A 14,991-nucleotide genomic window follows, 5' to 3' on the forward strand; every position below is an offset into this window, starting at 1 on the left:
AGTTCTTTATGGATTTTCTCGTGCTTTGAGGGGCGCTGCGCTTTCCCTTCCCACTAGACCAATTAACTTTCGGGCGGGGCAGCAAGTTTAGCACGGGCCAGTTGTTCAACTTTTTCCAATGTCAGTTTCACATGTTTCTTGGGGTCTTGCCCACTGTGCGCCAGAACGATTTTGCCATTTTGGTCAATGACATAACTGGTCCTGTTCGTCAGGGCCAGCTTAGGCATCATTCGCACATGATAGCCGTCCATCACCCTATCATTAGCGCGGGCAACGGCGAATTTGTCGCGACATTCCTCGATCGAGAATTTGGCCAGCGTTTCGACATCATCGCCTGACATACCGATAACAGTTGCGCCCGCTGCTTCAAAATCTTTGGTTGCTTCGGCAAACATATTTGCTTCAATCGTACAGCCTTCGGTGAAGGCCTTGGGGAAAAAATACAGCACAACCGGGCCTTGCGCCAGTTTATCCGACAGACGAAATGTAAACTGTTTTCCCGCAAGCGCGCCGGTCGCGGTAAAATCAGGCGCAGTTGCGCCGATTTCCAGCGGCTCGGCATTGGCGCTGCGCGTGCTATAGACATATGCACCGCCGCCCAACAGAAACACGGCTATTATAATTATGATCCAGCGGTTCATTCATTCCTCCTCCAGCACCGATTTCAGCGCGTAAAGTTGATCTAGCGCATCACGCGGGCTTAACGCATCAATGTCCAGCTCCCGTAAAGTCTCCCTCAACATATCGACCTGTTTATCTTCATCTGCAAGGCTGGCAGCGAATAATGGCAAATCGCCAAGCCCGGCAGCCAGACCGCCTGTCTCCGCTTTCCCGGCTTCCAGCTTGTCTAGCACTGATTGGGCGCGTTTCAAAACCGGCTTCGGGATACCGGCCAGTTTTGCCACCGCCAGACCATAGCTGCGATCAGCCGGACCTTTTGCCAGCTCATGCATCAGCACCAGATCGCCCTTCCACTCCCGCGCGCGCACATGGTGCAGCGACATGGCATCAAGCCGGTCTGCCAGCCGGGTCAGTTCATGGTAATGGGTTGCGAACAAACAGCGGCACCGGTTGGTCTCGTGCACCGCCTCAACCACCGCCCAAGCCAATGCCAAACCATCATAGGTCGATGTGCCGCGCCCCACTTCATCAAGGATGACAAAACTTTTATCCGTTGCCTGACTTAAAATCGTGGCAGTTTCGACCATCTCGACCATGAACGTGGAACGCCCCTGCGCCAGATTATCCGACGCCCCGACGCGGCTGAACAAACGGTCCACCAGACTGAGCCGCGCCGATGCTGCTGGGACAAAGCCTCCTGCCTGCGCCAGAATGACGATCAGCGCATTTTGCCGCAGAAAAGTCGATTTACCGCCCATGTTCGGCCCCGATACCAGCCATAGACGCTCATCATTGGACAAGGCGCAATCATTGGCCACAAAGGGATGACCAGCTGCATCAAGCGCGGCCTCAACTACCGGATGGCGCCCTGCCCTGATCTCCAGCATATTGCCATCGGCAAATTCCGGGCGGCACCATTGCCCCTCAACCGCGCGCTCTGCGAGCGCTGCTGCCACATCAATCCGCGCCAGCGCATCAGCGCTATTTGCAATAGCATCCTTGCGTTTCAATATCCTGTCGATCAGTTCCTCAAAATGCGCGGCCTCCGCTGCCAGAGCATGGGCCGCGGCCTGTGTGACCCGCACGGCTTCTTCATGAAGCTCGGCAGAGTTGAACCGCACGACACCGGCCAGAGTCTGACGATGGGTAAAGCCGGAATTTTCGGCCATCAGGCTGTCGCCATGCTTTGTCGGAACTTCGACAAAATAACCCAGAACAGCATTATGCTTGATCTTGAGGGAATTAATCCCCGTCGTCTCGCGGTAGCGCGCCTCCATCGTAGCAATCGCCTTGCGACCATCGGAACCGGCGCTGCGTAATTCGTCAAGCGCGGGATCATAGCCCGCCGCGATATAGCCCCCCTTTGTCATATCCGTCGGCGGTGTTTCAACCAGAGCGCGGGTCAGCAAATCAACCATCGCGCCGTGACCATCCAGCGCGGGCAGCAAATTGTTCATCAAATCGGGCAGAGCCATATCGAGCGCAAGCCGTTCGCGCAAAAGCCGCGCCCCGCTTAACCCGTCGCGTATTTGTCCCAAATCACGCGGACTGCCCCGCCCCGCCGATATGCGCCCCAATGCGCGGCTAATATCAGGCATGGCCTTCAGCGCATCTCGCACCACGTCACGAATGGCGGGCGCGTCATGAAACCATTGGACCATTCCCAGCCGCAGGTTAATCTTTGTTTCGTCAAACAGCGGAGCCGCAAGATCCCGGCCCAGCAAACGCGCGCCGCCCGGTGTCACCGTACGGTCAATATTGCCGAGCAGACTGCCCTTGCGCTCTCCCGCCATTGTACGTTCAATTTCCAGACTCGCCCGGGTCGCTCCATCAATCAGCAGATATTCACCGGCATGGCGGTGCACCGGCGGCTTTAAAAAAGGCGTGTCCCCTTGCGCTGTATGTTCGATATAGGCGATCAATCCGCCCGCAGCCGCCAGTTCGCAGCGAGAAAAATCACCAAAGCCGTCGAGCGTCGAAACACCGAATATAGATTTCAGCTTGCGCTCGGCTTTCTGACTGTCGAAATCTTCTTTTGGCCACGCTGTTGCCGCAAGCCGTTTATCATCCAGCCGTTCATTGAGCGACGGGCTGCAAATAATTTCAGACGGAGCAATCCGCGATAATTCAGCGGTCAACTCACCCAAACTCTCCGGACCTTCGCCAGAAATCCGCAGCAATTCAAAATCGCCGGTGGAAATATCGCTCGCGGCGATACCAATCTCTCCCTGCACTTCGGCAACCGCGACCAGCATATTGTCCGACCGTGCATCAAGCAGCGTGTCTTCGGTCAGCGTTCCGGCAGTAACAAAGCGGATGATGTCCCGCGCAACCAGTGCTTTGTGTCCACCGCGCGCTTTTGCTTGAGCGGGCGTTTCGGTCTGCTCGGCAATTGCTACCTTGAAACCGGCACGAATCAGCTTTGCCAGATAGCTTTCTGCGGCATGAACCGGCACACCGCACATCGGCACAGATTCCCCCGCATTTTTCCCGCGCGTGGTCAGCGCGATATCAAGCGCCGCAGATGCCAGCTTGGCATCTTCGTAGAATAATTCAAAAAAGTCACCCATGCGATAGAAAAGCAAGCAATCATGCGCCTTTTCTTTCAGCGTGAAATATTGCTCCATCATAGGAGTCAGCTTTGGCTGTGCACCGGCTGCACTATCCGTTTTATCCGATTTTCGGGGCTGAACTTTCGTGGGCATGAGCGCAGCGATAGCGGACTATGCTGGCACATTAAAGAGCCGCAATTTCATATTTAGTCCATATTTAGGCTATAAATAGTTTCCAACAATCCAATCAGCTTATCAGCAACCCTTGCCGAATAGCTATATTTCAGAGTAGGCAAGCGCCGGACACTTAATTGCTGGGCACTTAATCACTGACTGGGATCACTGGCTGGGATCACTGGATTGGGGGACGCCGGAATATTAATTATGGAGATATCATTTGGCTGACAACGATGACAATAACGTAGAATTTTCCGAGCGCGAAGCATTGTTATTCCACTCCCACGGACGTCCCGGCAAAATCGAAATTGTCGCATCCAAGCCAATGGCTACCCAACGGGATTTAAGCCTGGCTTACTCACCCGGCGTTGCTGTTCCCGTCCGCGCCATTGCCGAAGACCCTACCAAAGCCTATGAATATACCGCCAAGGGCAATCTGGTCGCCGTTATCTCCAACGGCACCGCGATTCTGGGTCTTGGCAATCTGGGCGCACTTGCCTCGAAACCCGTGATGGAAGGCAAGGCCGTATTGTTCAAACGCTTTGCCGATGTAGACGCCATTGATCTGGAACTTGACACCGAAGATACCGAAGCCTTTATCAACGCGGTGCAATTGATGGAACCCAGCTTCGGCGGCATCAACCTTGAAGATATTGGTGCACCGGCCTGTTTCATCATAGAACAGACCCTGCGCGACCGGATGAATATTCCGGTCTTTCATGATGATCAGCATGGTACCGCCATTATCGCAGCCGCTGGTGTCATCAACGCCTGCCTGCTGACCAATCGCGAGGTCAAGGATATAAAGGTCGTCGTTAACGGCGCCGGAGCCGCAGCCATAGCGTGCGCGGCACTGATAAAGGCTATGGGCGTGCCTCATGACAATCTCACCATGTGTGACCGCAGCGGTGTGATCTATCGGGGCCGTGACAATGTTGACCAATGGAAGTCCGCGCATGCAATTGATACCGATGCCCGCGACCTTAACGATGCGCTGAAAGGTGCTGACGTATTTCTGGGTCTTTCGGCGGCTGGTGTGTTGAAACCGGAAATGGTCAGGGACATGGCCGATCAACCGATTATCTTTGCCATGGCCAATCCGGATCCTGAAATCACCCCGCCTGATGCCAAGGCAGCACGGCCCGATGCGATTATTGCGACCGGCCGGTCCGATTATCCCAATCAGGTCAATAATGTACTCGGCTTTCCGTTTATCTTTCGCGGCGCACTGGACGTTCGGGCCACTCGCATCAATGACGAAATGAAAGTGGCGGCGGCCAATGCGATTGCCCAACTGGCCCGCGAGCAGGTGCCCGAAGAAGTGGCACTGGCCTATGGCGGACAGGCACCAAGTTTTGGCGTGGACTATATTATTCCCGCGCCCTTTGACCCGCGATTGATGGAAGTCGTCTCCGCCGCCGTAGCAAAGGCGGCAATGGACAGCGGCGTCGCACAAAAACCGATTGATGACCTTGATGTATATCGCCAGAATCTCAAGGCACGGCTCAATCCGACCACATCCGTCCTTACCCAAGCGTATGAAGCGTGCCGTGTCGCGCCAAAACGTGTTATTTTTGCAGAAGCGGAAGAAGATGTCGTGCTGCGCGCCGCAATCCAGTTTCAGGACGGCGGCTATGGCACGCCGGTTCTTGTTGGCCGCGACGACCGGGTACGCAACAAACTGAAAGAACTGGGTATCAGCGATCCGGACAGGTTCGAGATTCATAATTCTCGCAATAGTCCGCTCGTGCCAGATATGGTCAATATGCTGTATGAGCGGTTGCACCGCAAAGGCCATATGAAGCGCGACATCAAACGCATGGTTAATCAGGACCGCAATATTTTTGGATCTGCCTTGCTTGCGCTGGATCAGGGAGATGCGATGATCACCGGCGTTACCCGCCCCTATTCGCAAACCTTCAAAGATATTGCCAAAGTCATTGATATGGAACCGGGCCGCACTGCCTTTGGCATACATGTCATGGTCGGGCAAAGTCATACGGTTTTCATGGCGGACACGACTGTCAATGAACGCCCCACCGCAGAGGAATTGGCTGATATTGCCGAACAGACGGCTGCCGTTGCCCGGAAAATGGGCCATGACCCACGCGTCGCCTTCCTCAGCTATTCGACTTTCGGTAATCCGGCGGGTCGCTGGCTTGAAAACATCCGCGAAGCTGTTGCAACGCTGAACGATCGGCGGGTCAATTTCGAATATGAAGGTGAAATGGCTCCCGATGTCGCACTCAACCGGAAATTAATGGCGAATTATCCGTTTATCCGTTTATCCGGCCCTGCGAATGTTCTCGTCATGCCAGGTCTGCAATCGGCGAACCTGTCTGCCAAGCTACTGCGCGAGCTGGGCGGCGATGCGGTGATCGGTCCCATGCTGGTCGGGCTGGACAAGTCAGTGCAAATCGCAACCATGGCTTCTACCGCATCCGAACTGGTGACGCTGGCTGTGCTGGCCGCTAGCGGTATTGCGAAATAGGGATCACGGCCAAATAAGAAACAGGCAGATAACCCGCCATCGTCGTTCCGGCGCCGGCTCGCTCGCGCAGGCTCGCATACACCAGTCCGACTATACCGGAATGACGTTGTTACACTATTATGTGGTGGATATTACCGGATCAAGGCCTAGTGGGGTCGTTGCTCCGCCCCTGTGCACCGGGTGCGCCGACCGCGCCGATATTTCCGAATAATTCTTCAAAGAATGAACGCTCACGCCCCAAAGTCGGAGTTGTGCGGCCATCCGGGGTGATACTGGCGACCTGTTCCAGACCGGAACGATCAACCGCAGTCACATTGCCGGCTTTATCAAAAGACACGCGCAAAACCGTTTGATCGCGCGGCGTGGGTGAATTGAAGGCATATTGTTTTGTTTCACGCGAATAATAATACCAGCTATTGTCATCAAACTGTCCGGTAAATGTCGGGCGGCCCAGTGTCGCTTCGACAGACTGCCGATTATCTACACCCGGCTGGATAGCCTGTAGAAGAACCGGATCGACAATATAACCCTGATGCCCACGGACCTGCGAACAGCCGGACAATATCAGTCCGCTGGCAACCAGACCGGTCAGCATAAAGTGCATTTTCATTCCGGTCGATTTCACTCGGCGCAATTTCGCTTGGTTACGCATCAATTTATTCTCCAAAACGGCTGCCCCATGTTCAGCAAAATATTTTTGCCACTAAACTGGACGATTTCAATTCCCATAGCAGTTTTTTATCCGCCTGTGATAGCGCCCATTGCATCTCGCGTTACAAATATCAATATCCCCTGTATGTAGTCTTAACATAAGCGGCCGGAAGCCAGCCCGAAAGCTGTCTGTATTTATAACCAATGTGCCTGAAACCAACGTCGGGGCCAAAACCGGAGTTTCTATAATAATGTCATTTTTGAACGAGCTGCTAGGGCGTAAAAACCCGAACCTGGTGATGCAGCCGCTTTACAACGCCATCATCACCCAGGGGCGGCAGGTCGATTGGTATGAACATGGCGGAGTCCCTGATACGCTGGATGGTCGGTTTGATATGATCGCGGCAATATTGTGCGCGGTGCTGATCCGGTTGGAACATCCCGAGGATATGGGGCAGGAAATCGCGCAGAAAACAGCATGGCTCACAGAATTATTCGTCACTGATATGGAGGGCCAATTGCGACAGATTGGCATTGGCGATATGATAGTAGGCAAGCATGTCGGGAATATGATGAGCGCATTGGGTGGACGTTTGGGCGCTTATCGGGAGGCGCTGAACTATGGCCCCGATATTAAAGCTACTAAAGAGGCTCTAACCCGCAACCTGTATCGCGGTGAAGCACCGGAACCTGACGCACTGGACTTCACTGCCAGTAAATTCGCCGGCTTCTATGCCAGACTTTCTGACACGGCCATTGATCAGATCATTGCCGGAAATATCGCAAAGGTCGAACCATGACTCAATCACAACCCTTACCATCCCCTGAACTGTCGAAAATTATCAAATTATCCGACATCGGCAGCGCTCCAATATCCGGGCAAATTACCGCCGATAATGACCAGCGGCAAGCACTTGCCAAACGGTTTGACCTGCCCTCTATAGAGGAGATAACCGCCGATTATAGCCTCAAACCCGGTGAATATGGAATAGACTTTACTGGCTCCATTCGTTCCAGCCTGCATCAAAGCTGCGCGATCAGTGGTCAGCCTTTCCCCGTCAAACTGACTGAAGATTTCTCCATCATCTTCACAGAAAAAACCGATGTTCCGCACAGTGAGGAAGAGATCGAACTGACCGCAGAAGATTGCGATATAATCGAGTTTGAAAACGCCCGAATTGATATTGGCGAAGCCATAGCGCAAACGCTCTATCTTGCGCTTGATCCCTATCCACGCGGCCCCGATGCAGATGATGTTGCAGAGAAACGGGGACTGAAAAGCGAGGAAGAAGCCGGGCCATTTGGTGCACTAGCAGCGCTTAAAGATAAAATGGGTTAGACGGGTTGCCGATTAAGCAGCAGTTTTTTTGGCAAAATTTTGGGCAGCCGCTTTGACGAGCTTTTTTTTCAAATTTTTCAGCCGCACCTTATTCTCGATTTTTCCACCCAGTAAATCGGTCACGTAAAACGTATCCACAGCGCGTTCGCCATAAGTTGTAATATGCGCGCTGTGCACGGTAACTTTCGCTTCGAACAGAGCGTGGGCCAGCGCGGTTAACAAGGCCGGACGGTCCCGTGCCGTCACCTCGACCACGGTAAAGCGATTGGAGGCATCATTATCGACCATCGCATTGGGAACAATCGTAAATGCCTCCGCCCGTGAATGGGCCAATGGACGCGCTTCCAGCTTGGTTGCCAGTTTGGAACGATTGGCCAGTGCATCCTCGACAGCTTTCTTGAGCCTTTCCAACTGGCGATCCTCGGCAAATGGCTGGCCATGCTGATCTTGCACCAGAAAATTATCCAACGCCATGCCATCGCGTGTGGTATGGATGCGGGCGTCGATAATATTACCGCCAGCTACATGGATTCCACCAGCTATACGGTAGAAAAGCCCGGCGTGGTCCGATGCGAATATCGTCACCAGCGCTGCGCCCCGATCAGGATAAGCAGCGGACGATATGGTCAGATTACTCTCCCCGGCGCGCAACATTAGCCGGGCATTGTGGGCGATAACATCATCTGGTTCAGCGATCCAATAGGGGTCAGTAAGCCGATCGATCAATCTGGCAAAGCGGTCGCTGGATATGCCCAAATCATCTTCCAGCACAGCCTTTTTCGCGGCAATCCGTTCCTTGCGACCCCGCTGCTTATGTCCCAGCAAAAGCATTTCCTGCGCGGCTTCAAACAGATCAGTCAGCAACTGCCGTTTCCAGCTATTCCATACACCTGGTCCGACGGCCCGAATGTCCACCACCGTCAATACAGTCAAGAGGCGCAGACGCTCGATACTTTTAACCTGACTGACAAAATCCTGAATAGTTTTATAATCCGACAGGTCGCGTTTGAACGCCATGGCCGGCATCAACAGATGATGTCTTACGAGCCATGCAACCAACTCGGTTTCATAAGGTTTCAGCCCTAGTCTTGGGCATAATTTCATCGCCACTTCTGCGCCAAGCACGCTGTGATCCCCGCCCCGCCCTTTGGCAATATCATGCAACAAAGTCGCGACAAAAAGCACCCGGCGATTTTTCAGTCTATTGATTGTCTCCGTCGAATTGGGATGATCATCCTCCAACGTGCCGCTACCGATACGCGCAAGCAGGCCGATGGCCCTTATGCTATGTTCATCAACCGTATAATGGTGATACATATCAAATTGCATCTGCGCGACAACCCGGCCAAAATCGGGAATGAACCGCCCGAAAATTGACGCTTCGTTCATCCAGCGCAAGACCAGTTCGGGATCACGCGGGGAGCATAATACATCAAGGAACAGCGCATTGGCGCGGCGGTCCTTGCGTATCTTGTTAGTGATTAGTTTCGCATCCCTGCGCGCTGACCGCATAGCCAGCGGATGAATTTCCAGTTCATGTTTATCCGCGAGCTGGAATATCTCGATCAATCGGACGGGATCTTCTTTAAAGAAATCCTCATCCGGCAAAGCCAGACGCCCACGATCAAGAGTAAAACCTTTCAATTTTTTGGGGCGCCGAGTGATATTGGGAATGAACCGCCGCACACCGGCGTTATGTGTTTCATCAAGGTGGGCCAGAAATACGCCGGTCAGGTTACCGACCACTTTTGCATTCAGGAAATAATATTGCATGAACCGCTCAACTGCTGATTTCCCTGGCCTGTCAGCAAAGCGCATCCGCTCCGCCACACCGGGTTGCAAGTCAAAGGTCAAGCGGTCTTCGGCCCTGCCCGTCATATCATGCATATGACATCGCACCGCCCACAAGAAATTCGCAGCCTTGCGAAAGCGTTTAAATTCATCAGCAGTCAAAAGGCCAACATCAACCAGTTCTGCTGCCGAAGCCACATGATGAATATATTTACCGATCCAGTAAAGCGTTTGCAGATCGCGTAGCCCCCCTTTGCCTTCTTTGACATTGGGTTCGACGACATAGCGGCTGTCGCCCATACGCACATGCCGTGCGTCACGTTCAGCTAGTTTTTCAGAGACAAATGTCCGATCAGTGCCAGCAACAACTTCATCAAAAAACCGTGCTTTGGATTCCTCATAAACCCCGGTATCGCCCCAGATATAACGCGCTTCAAGCAATGCCGTACGGATGCTAAGGTCCTCACGGGCCATACGGACCATCTCGTCAATGGAACGGCTACTTTGGCCAACTTTCAGTCCCAGATCCCATAACCAATATAGCATCGCTTCAATAGCCTGCTCGGTCCAACTGGTCCGTTTATAAGGTGTTAGAAAGGCTATATCCACATCGCTATGTGGTGCCATTTCCCCTCGCCCATAGCCGCCCACTGCCAGTACCGCGAGACGTTCGCTTGATGACGGGTTGCTCACCGGATATTGATGCCCGACCGCGACATCATGAATAATCCGCACCAGTTGATCTATCAGAAAAGACTGGGCCGCCGACGCGTCATGACCAGAGGACGGTTTTTCAATCAACCGACGGCTAATTTCCGCCCTGCCTGCGGCTAGCGCATTTTGCAGCAATGTTAATATCAAAGGCCGCGCTTTAGTTATACCGTGATCTGTAATCAGCGTCGCAATTTCTTCGGTTAGCTTGCGACGGTCGATAACATCGCGCTGACGGACAATCCGCTTTCCCGGGTCAGCCGCTGGCTTCGGTATATTGGCGCTAATATTCATCCAGTCTCGGCTAACATTTCCCGGTGCTTCTTCGCCAGAACGATTTTGGCGATTTTGGCTGTTCCCAACTTGGGTAATGGCTCATCATACTGCCAGATATGCACCGGTATTTTAAATGGTGCGAGCTTGTCTTTCAGATAATCCCGCAAATCGTCAGGCAAGAGCTTTTCGCCCTCTTTTACATGATAGACTAGCGCAGGAACTTCGCCAAGGCGTTCGTCCGGCACACCAAAAACACTGGTCTCTGACACAGCGGTATGGCCGTAAACCACCGCTTCCACTTCCTGACAGCTAATATTCTCACCGCCACGAATGATAATCTCTTTTTTGCGGTCCACAATGTAAAGATAATCTTCCGGGTCAAGATAGCCGATATCGCCTGTGCGAAAATAGCCATTATCGGTCAGAACTTCTTCTGTTGCCTCTTCATTCTCCCAATAACCTGTAAAATTCGCAGCAGAGCGGATACAAACCTCGCCGCGCTCCCCTTGAGGTAGTTTGTTACCGTCATTATCTAAAATCGCGACATCCACAATCGGCGGTGTCGCACGGCCGGTACTATCAGGCTTGGCAAGATAATTCTCATTCTGGTTGGAACAGCCGACACCGTTGGTTTCCGTTAGGCCATAGCCAATCACAGGAAATCCTTCCCCCATGGCTTCCTTAATCCGCTTTACATGCTCAGCCGGACGCGGCGCGCCGCCACCCGCCATGGAAACACAACTGCTAATGTCATAATCCGCGAGCTTGGGATGGGAATAAATCTCCATACTCATAAGCGGAACCCCTACAAAATAGGTGATTTTCTCCTTCTCAATAAGGCGCATAGCCTCTTCCGCGTCCCACTTCTTCATCATCACTAGCTTGCGGCCAATCGCATAGCTGACCAGAACTAATGGCACTGCGGCTGTGACATGGAACAGCGGAACAGCCACCAACGCGCTTGGCTGAATATCCGGCATCGTTCCGGCTTCTTCCATCAACTGTGCCATCACGGCAACGGCCCCGACATAGCTCATCGCTCCTTGCACGACAGCGCGATGTTCCGAATATGCCCCTTTACAGCGGCCAGTGGAGCCGGATGTAAACAGAATCGTCGCATTATCCTCTGGCCCCAGTTGTGGTAGCGGCGTTTGTGCATCGCCGCCTTTTTCCAGGCAGGCTTTCAATCCTTCCAGCGGGACAAGGTCATGTTCGAATTGAATCAATTCCGCACCGTGATCGCGGCCCGATTCGATCAATCTTTCAGCACGTTGTTTATCAGCAAAAACAATCGAACAGCTAACGTCTTCAATAGCATCAGCGAGTTCATCACCCTGCCACCAGCCGTTTAATTTGGTTGATATTCCCCCCGCCATGGTGATCGCCATATCAAGGATGATCCAGTTAGCCGAATTGCGTGCTGCGATTCCAATCCGGTCGCCTTTCTGTACGCCATGCCCGCCGACCAATCCACCTGCCAGCGCACGCGCAGCAGCATAGGCATCTCCGTAAGTCAGCCGGATTTCGCCATCGACAAGAAATTCCGCGTCCTTATGCTGGGCACAGAAAAAAGCATAAAAATCTGCAAGATTGCTGGGGGCGTTTTTAAAAATCGGCAAATCGACACCAAATTTATTAATAGTGTCTAGCTCCAGTAGCTGCCCCGGCTGTGTCATGACGCCAAGTGCTTCGTCTATTTTAGCGTCCAGTTGCGATTGCATTTCAAACTTCTCCCACAATGATCAAAGGGTTTCTCTCTTGGTATCGGAGAATTTCCCGTTATATGCGCTAACTATATGGCGATGAAACCGAATGGGGAAAAGAGTTGATTGATATTATTCTTGCAAATGCAGCACAATTCACTCGATTCGAGGAATTGGGGCTGTCTCCCAATGCCCTCGACCTCGGCTTTTTTCAGCTAAGGTGGTATTCGTTGGCCTATCTTGCGGGTATTTTGATCGGCTATTGGTATCTTACCAGGCTGATTGCCCAACCCGGTGCGCCAATGGCCCGGCGCCATGCCGATGACATGATTTTTTACGCAACATTAGGGATCATCCTTGGCGGGCGGTTGGGCTATGTATTCTTTTATCAGCCCGCTATTCTTGAAAACCCGATGGATATTTTCAAAGTATGGAACGGCGGCATGTCGCTACATGGCGGGGTGCTGGGGGTTGTGCTCGCTATCTGGTATATCGCCCGCAAGGAAAAGATCAGTTTTCTGCGGATCTGCGATTATATTGCCTGCGTCGTGCCGTTTGGATTATTTTTTGGCCGGCTTGCGAATTTCGTTAACGGAGAGCTATGGGGCCGTGCCACCGATGTGCCATGGGCCATCATCTTTCCGATGGGTGGAGAAGTCGCACGCCATCCCAGCCAGCTTTATGAGGCCGGGCTGGAAGGGCTGCTCTATCTCCTGATCACTTCACTGCTTTTCTGGAAAACCGATGCGCGCTATCACCCCGGCAAATTGGTCGGCACCGGACTCCTCGTCTATGGCTTCAGCCGCTTCATAGTCGAATTTTTCCGTCAACCCGACAAAGGTTTGGAAAACCTTAGCTGGGGCCTCACCATGGGACAAACCCTGACAGTGCCGATGTTGCTGCTCGGCTTTTATCTGGTGCTTACATCCAAGGGCCGCCGTATCCGCACGGAACCGGTTGCCGGAGACAACAGCATTGCCTGAGAAAGGATCGGTAGCGCATATTCTCGCTGAAAAAATCTCGGCAGAAGGGCCGGTAGCTCTCAGCGAATATATGGGCATTTCCAATGCCGCTTATTACGCGGCCAAAGACCCGCTTGGAGAAAAAGGCGATTTCATCACCGCACCGGAAATCAGCCAGATGTTCGGGGAGCTAATCGGTATATGGCTATCAGACCTATGGCTGCGAAAGGACAGACCGAAAAATGTCCATTATGTTGAGCTAGGACCGGGCCGCGGCACGCTGGCTTCCGATGCGCTTCGCACCATGGACCGGTTTGGCTATAATCCGGACATTCATTTTGTCGAGACCAGCCCGGTATTAAAGACCAAACAGGCCGCGCTTCATCCCGGAGCTACATGGCATGACAACATCGCGGACTTGCCCACAAACGGCCCGCTAATGATCGTCGCCAACGAATTTTTCGACGCTTTGCCCATTGAGCAATTTACCGTCACAGACAAAGGATTGCAGCGGCACCTTGTAGGGTGGAAGCAAGGTAAATTTATTCCGCTTACAGACAAACAGGCTGCAAAAGACCGGGTGTCCCAAGCAACCGGCGGGCTACCGGAGGGCGCTATATTGGAAACTTCCCCTGCCAGCGGCGCGCTTATGGAACAGCTTTCGGGTCGGGTTGCAGAGCAGGGCGGCGTTATCCTGATTATCGATTATGGCTATGATCATCCCGGGACAGGCAGCACCTTGCAGGCGTTGAAAAACCACAAGCCCGTCGATCCCTATGAAAGTCCCGGAAAAGCCGACCTCACTGCCCATGTCAATTTTCACAGCCTTGCTAATATTGCTCGGACTCGGCTGTTATCCGTGCACGGCCCTGCGGATCAGGGGCAGTGGTTAAAAGCTTTGGGCATTGACCAGCGGATGGCAAAGCTTGCACAAAATAGCCCCGACAAAGCGGATATGATTCGCGCGGCTCATCACCGTTTAACCAGTGCTGATGAAATGGGCCGACTATTCAGGGTTATGGCTGCATCTGCAATGGAGTGGCCAGAACCGGAAGGCTTTGCTTCCGACGAGGGTTGAATTTTAACCAACCCAGTCCGCGACTTCCAGAACCACTTTATTCGCGGCAGTGTTCAATGCTTCACCCACTGGGCCTGCCTCGGCTGCAAAAACGCTTTCTTGCGCTTCAAACCGGCGCTTCTCGATCGGTTTGCCTTTACGCATTTTTACGGCATCGAAAGTGACCGTCACAGTCAGACTGGGACCATCTAGACCAAAATTGACCAGTTCACCTGACAAATATGTGTCTGCATCACCGCGCGCCTGTGCGGGCGTAAGAACCAGACGTTTATTCTTGGCGGCGATGGTTTCGCCAAGCAGCGACTGAAACAGACGGGCCGGCTTGTCTACCCAGGTCGCATTTTTCAGATAGGCGATCGCAGTCGTGCTGGTTTGCACCGGAACGCGTATATTATTCAGTTTTTGCGGTGTCGAAAACGATTGAATAACCAAAGCGCCACCACGCGGTCCGGCGCGCACATCGCCTGCATCTACTTGCGTTTGCGGAGTTAGCGATAGCAGGAATGGCGGTGGCTCTGCTCCGCCAAAACTTACGCAGCCAGTCAAAGCGCCCAGAGTGAACAGCGACCCGGCACCTAGCCCAAACGACTTAAGCCTGCTCAATATGGTCTTTATACCATGACTATTCATTCTGGGTTC

The 14,991-nt window shown here is 53.0% G+C and carries 11 protein-coding genes; 5 read left to right on the top strand and 6 right to left on the bottom strand.

Annotated elements, in window-relative coordinates:
• Positions 1 to 62 precede the first annotated feature (62 nt).
• Positions 63 to 641, bottom strand: coding sequence for a redoxin domain-containing protein (locus AB1K62_RS10920; protein WP_367003571.1), 579 nt, complete (start codon positions 639 to 641; stop codon positions 63 to 65).
• Entirely contained in the window at positions 642 to 3,251 is a 2,610-nt protein-coding gene (gene mutS / locus AB1K62_RS10925) for a DNA mismatch repair protein MutS (protein WP_367003695.1), read from the bottom strand.
• 319 nt (positions 3,252 to 3,570) lie between these two features.
• Between mutS and AB1K62_RS10930 the strand changes: the two genes are divergently transcribed.
• A complete protein-coding gene (locus AB1K62_RS10930) occupies positions 3,571 to 5,841 on the top strand; it encodes an NADP-dependent malic enzyme (protein ID WP_367003572.1) in 2,271 nt (756 codons plus the stop codon).
• A 139-nt stretch (positions 5,842 to 5,980) separates the two neighbouring features.
• On the opposite strand, the gene bamE is transcribed toward AB1K62_RS10930, so the two are convergent.
• Positions 5,981 to 6,445 (bottom strand): outer membrane protein assembly factor BamE, encoded by a 465-nt coding sequence (bamE, locus tag AB1K62_RS10935; protein ID WP_367003697.1) that lies wholly within the window; start codon positions 6,443 to 6,445, stop codon positions 5,981 to 5,983.
• 298 nt (positions 6,446 to 6,743) lie between these two features.
• On the opposite strand from bamE, the gene AB1K62_RS10940 reads away from it, so the two are divergent.
• Together AB1K62_RS10940 and AB1K62_RS10945 are read left to right on the top strand one after the other, a co-directional pair.
• Positions 6,744 to 7,292: a ubiquinol-cytochrome C chaperone family protein gene (locus AB1K62_RS10940; RefSeq protein WP_367003573.1), complete on the top strand. Its 549-nt coding sequence runs from the start codon at positions 6,744 to 6,746 to the stop codon at positions 7,290 to 7,292.
• Positions 7,289 to 7,831 carry a DUF177 domain-containing protein gene (locus AB1K62_RS10945; RefSeq protein ID WP_367003574.1) on the top strand — a complete coding sequence of 181 codons (543 nt, stop codon included), beginning with the start codon at positions 7,289 to 7,291 and terminating at the stop codon, positions 7,829 to 7,831. Before AB1K62_RS10940 ends, AB1K62_RS10945 begins: the two co-directional genes overlap by 4 nt.
• A 12-nt stretch (positions 7,832 to 7,843) precedes the next feature.
• On the opposite strand, the gene AB1K62_RS10950 is transcribed toward AB1K62_RS10945, so the two are convergent.
• Both AB1K62_RS10950 and AB1K62_RS10955 read right to left on the bottom strand, forming a co-directional pair.
• The gene (locus AB1K62_RS10950; protein WP_367003575.1) at positions 7,844 to 10,627 is read right to left on the bottom strand and encodes a [protein-PII] uridylyltransferase; all 2,784 of its coding nucleotides are present in this window, start codon (positions 10,625 to 10,627) and stop codon (positions 7,844 to 7,846) included.
• Positions 10,624 to 12,330 carry a class I adenylate-forming enzyme family protein gene (locus AB1K62_RS10955; protein ID WP_367003576.1) on the bottom strand — a complete coding sequence of 569 codons (1,707 nt, stop codon included), beginning with the start codon at positions 12,328 to 12,330 and terminating at the stop codon, positions 10,624 to 10,626. Before AB1K62_RS10955 ends, AB1K62_RS10950 begins: the two co-directional genes overlap by 4 nt.
• Positions 12,331 to 12,434: 104 nt before the next feature.
• On the opposite strand from AB1K62_RS10955, the gene lgt reads away from it, so the two are divergent.
• Positions 12,435 to 13,295: a prolipoprotein diacylglyceryl transferase gene (gene lgt / locus AB1K62_RS10960; RefSeq protein ID WP_367003577.1), complete on the top strand. Its 861-nt coding sequence runs from the start codon at positions 12,435 to 12,437 to the stop codon at positions 13,293 to 13,295.
• Positions 13,288 to 14,352 carry an SAM-dependent methyltransferase gene (locus tag AB1K62_RS10965; protein WP_367003578.1) on the top strand — a complete coding sequence of 355 codons (1,065 nt, stop codon included), beginning with the start codon at positions 13,288 to 13,290 and terminating at the stop codon, positions 14,350 to 14,352. The genes lgt and AB1K62_RS10965 overlap by 8 nt, the downstream gene beginning before the upstream one ends.
• A 3-nt stretch (positions 14,353 to 14,355) precedes the next feature.
• On the opposite strand, the gene AB1K62_RS10970 is transcribed toward AB1K62_RS10965, so the two are convergent.
• Positions 14,356 to 14,982 carry an ABC-type transport auxiliary lipoprotein family protein gene (locus tag AB1K62_RS10970; RefSeq protein WP_367003579.1) on the bottom strand — a complete coding sequence of 209 codons (627 nt, stop codon included), beginning with the start codon at positions 14,980 to 14,982 and terminating at the stop codon, positions 14,356 to 14,358.
• Positions 14,983 to 14,991: the final 9 nt, after the last annotated feature.

Source organism: Parasphingorhabdus sp. JC815 (genome assembly GCF_040717415.1).
GTDB lineage: Bacteria > Pseudomonadota > Alphaproteobacteria > Sphingomonadales > Sphingomonadaceae > Parasphingorhabdus.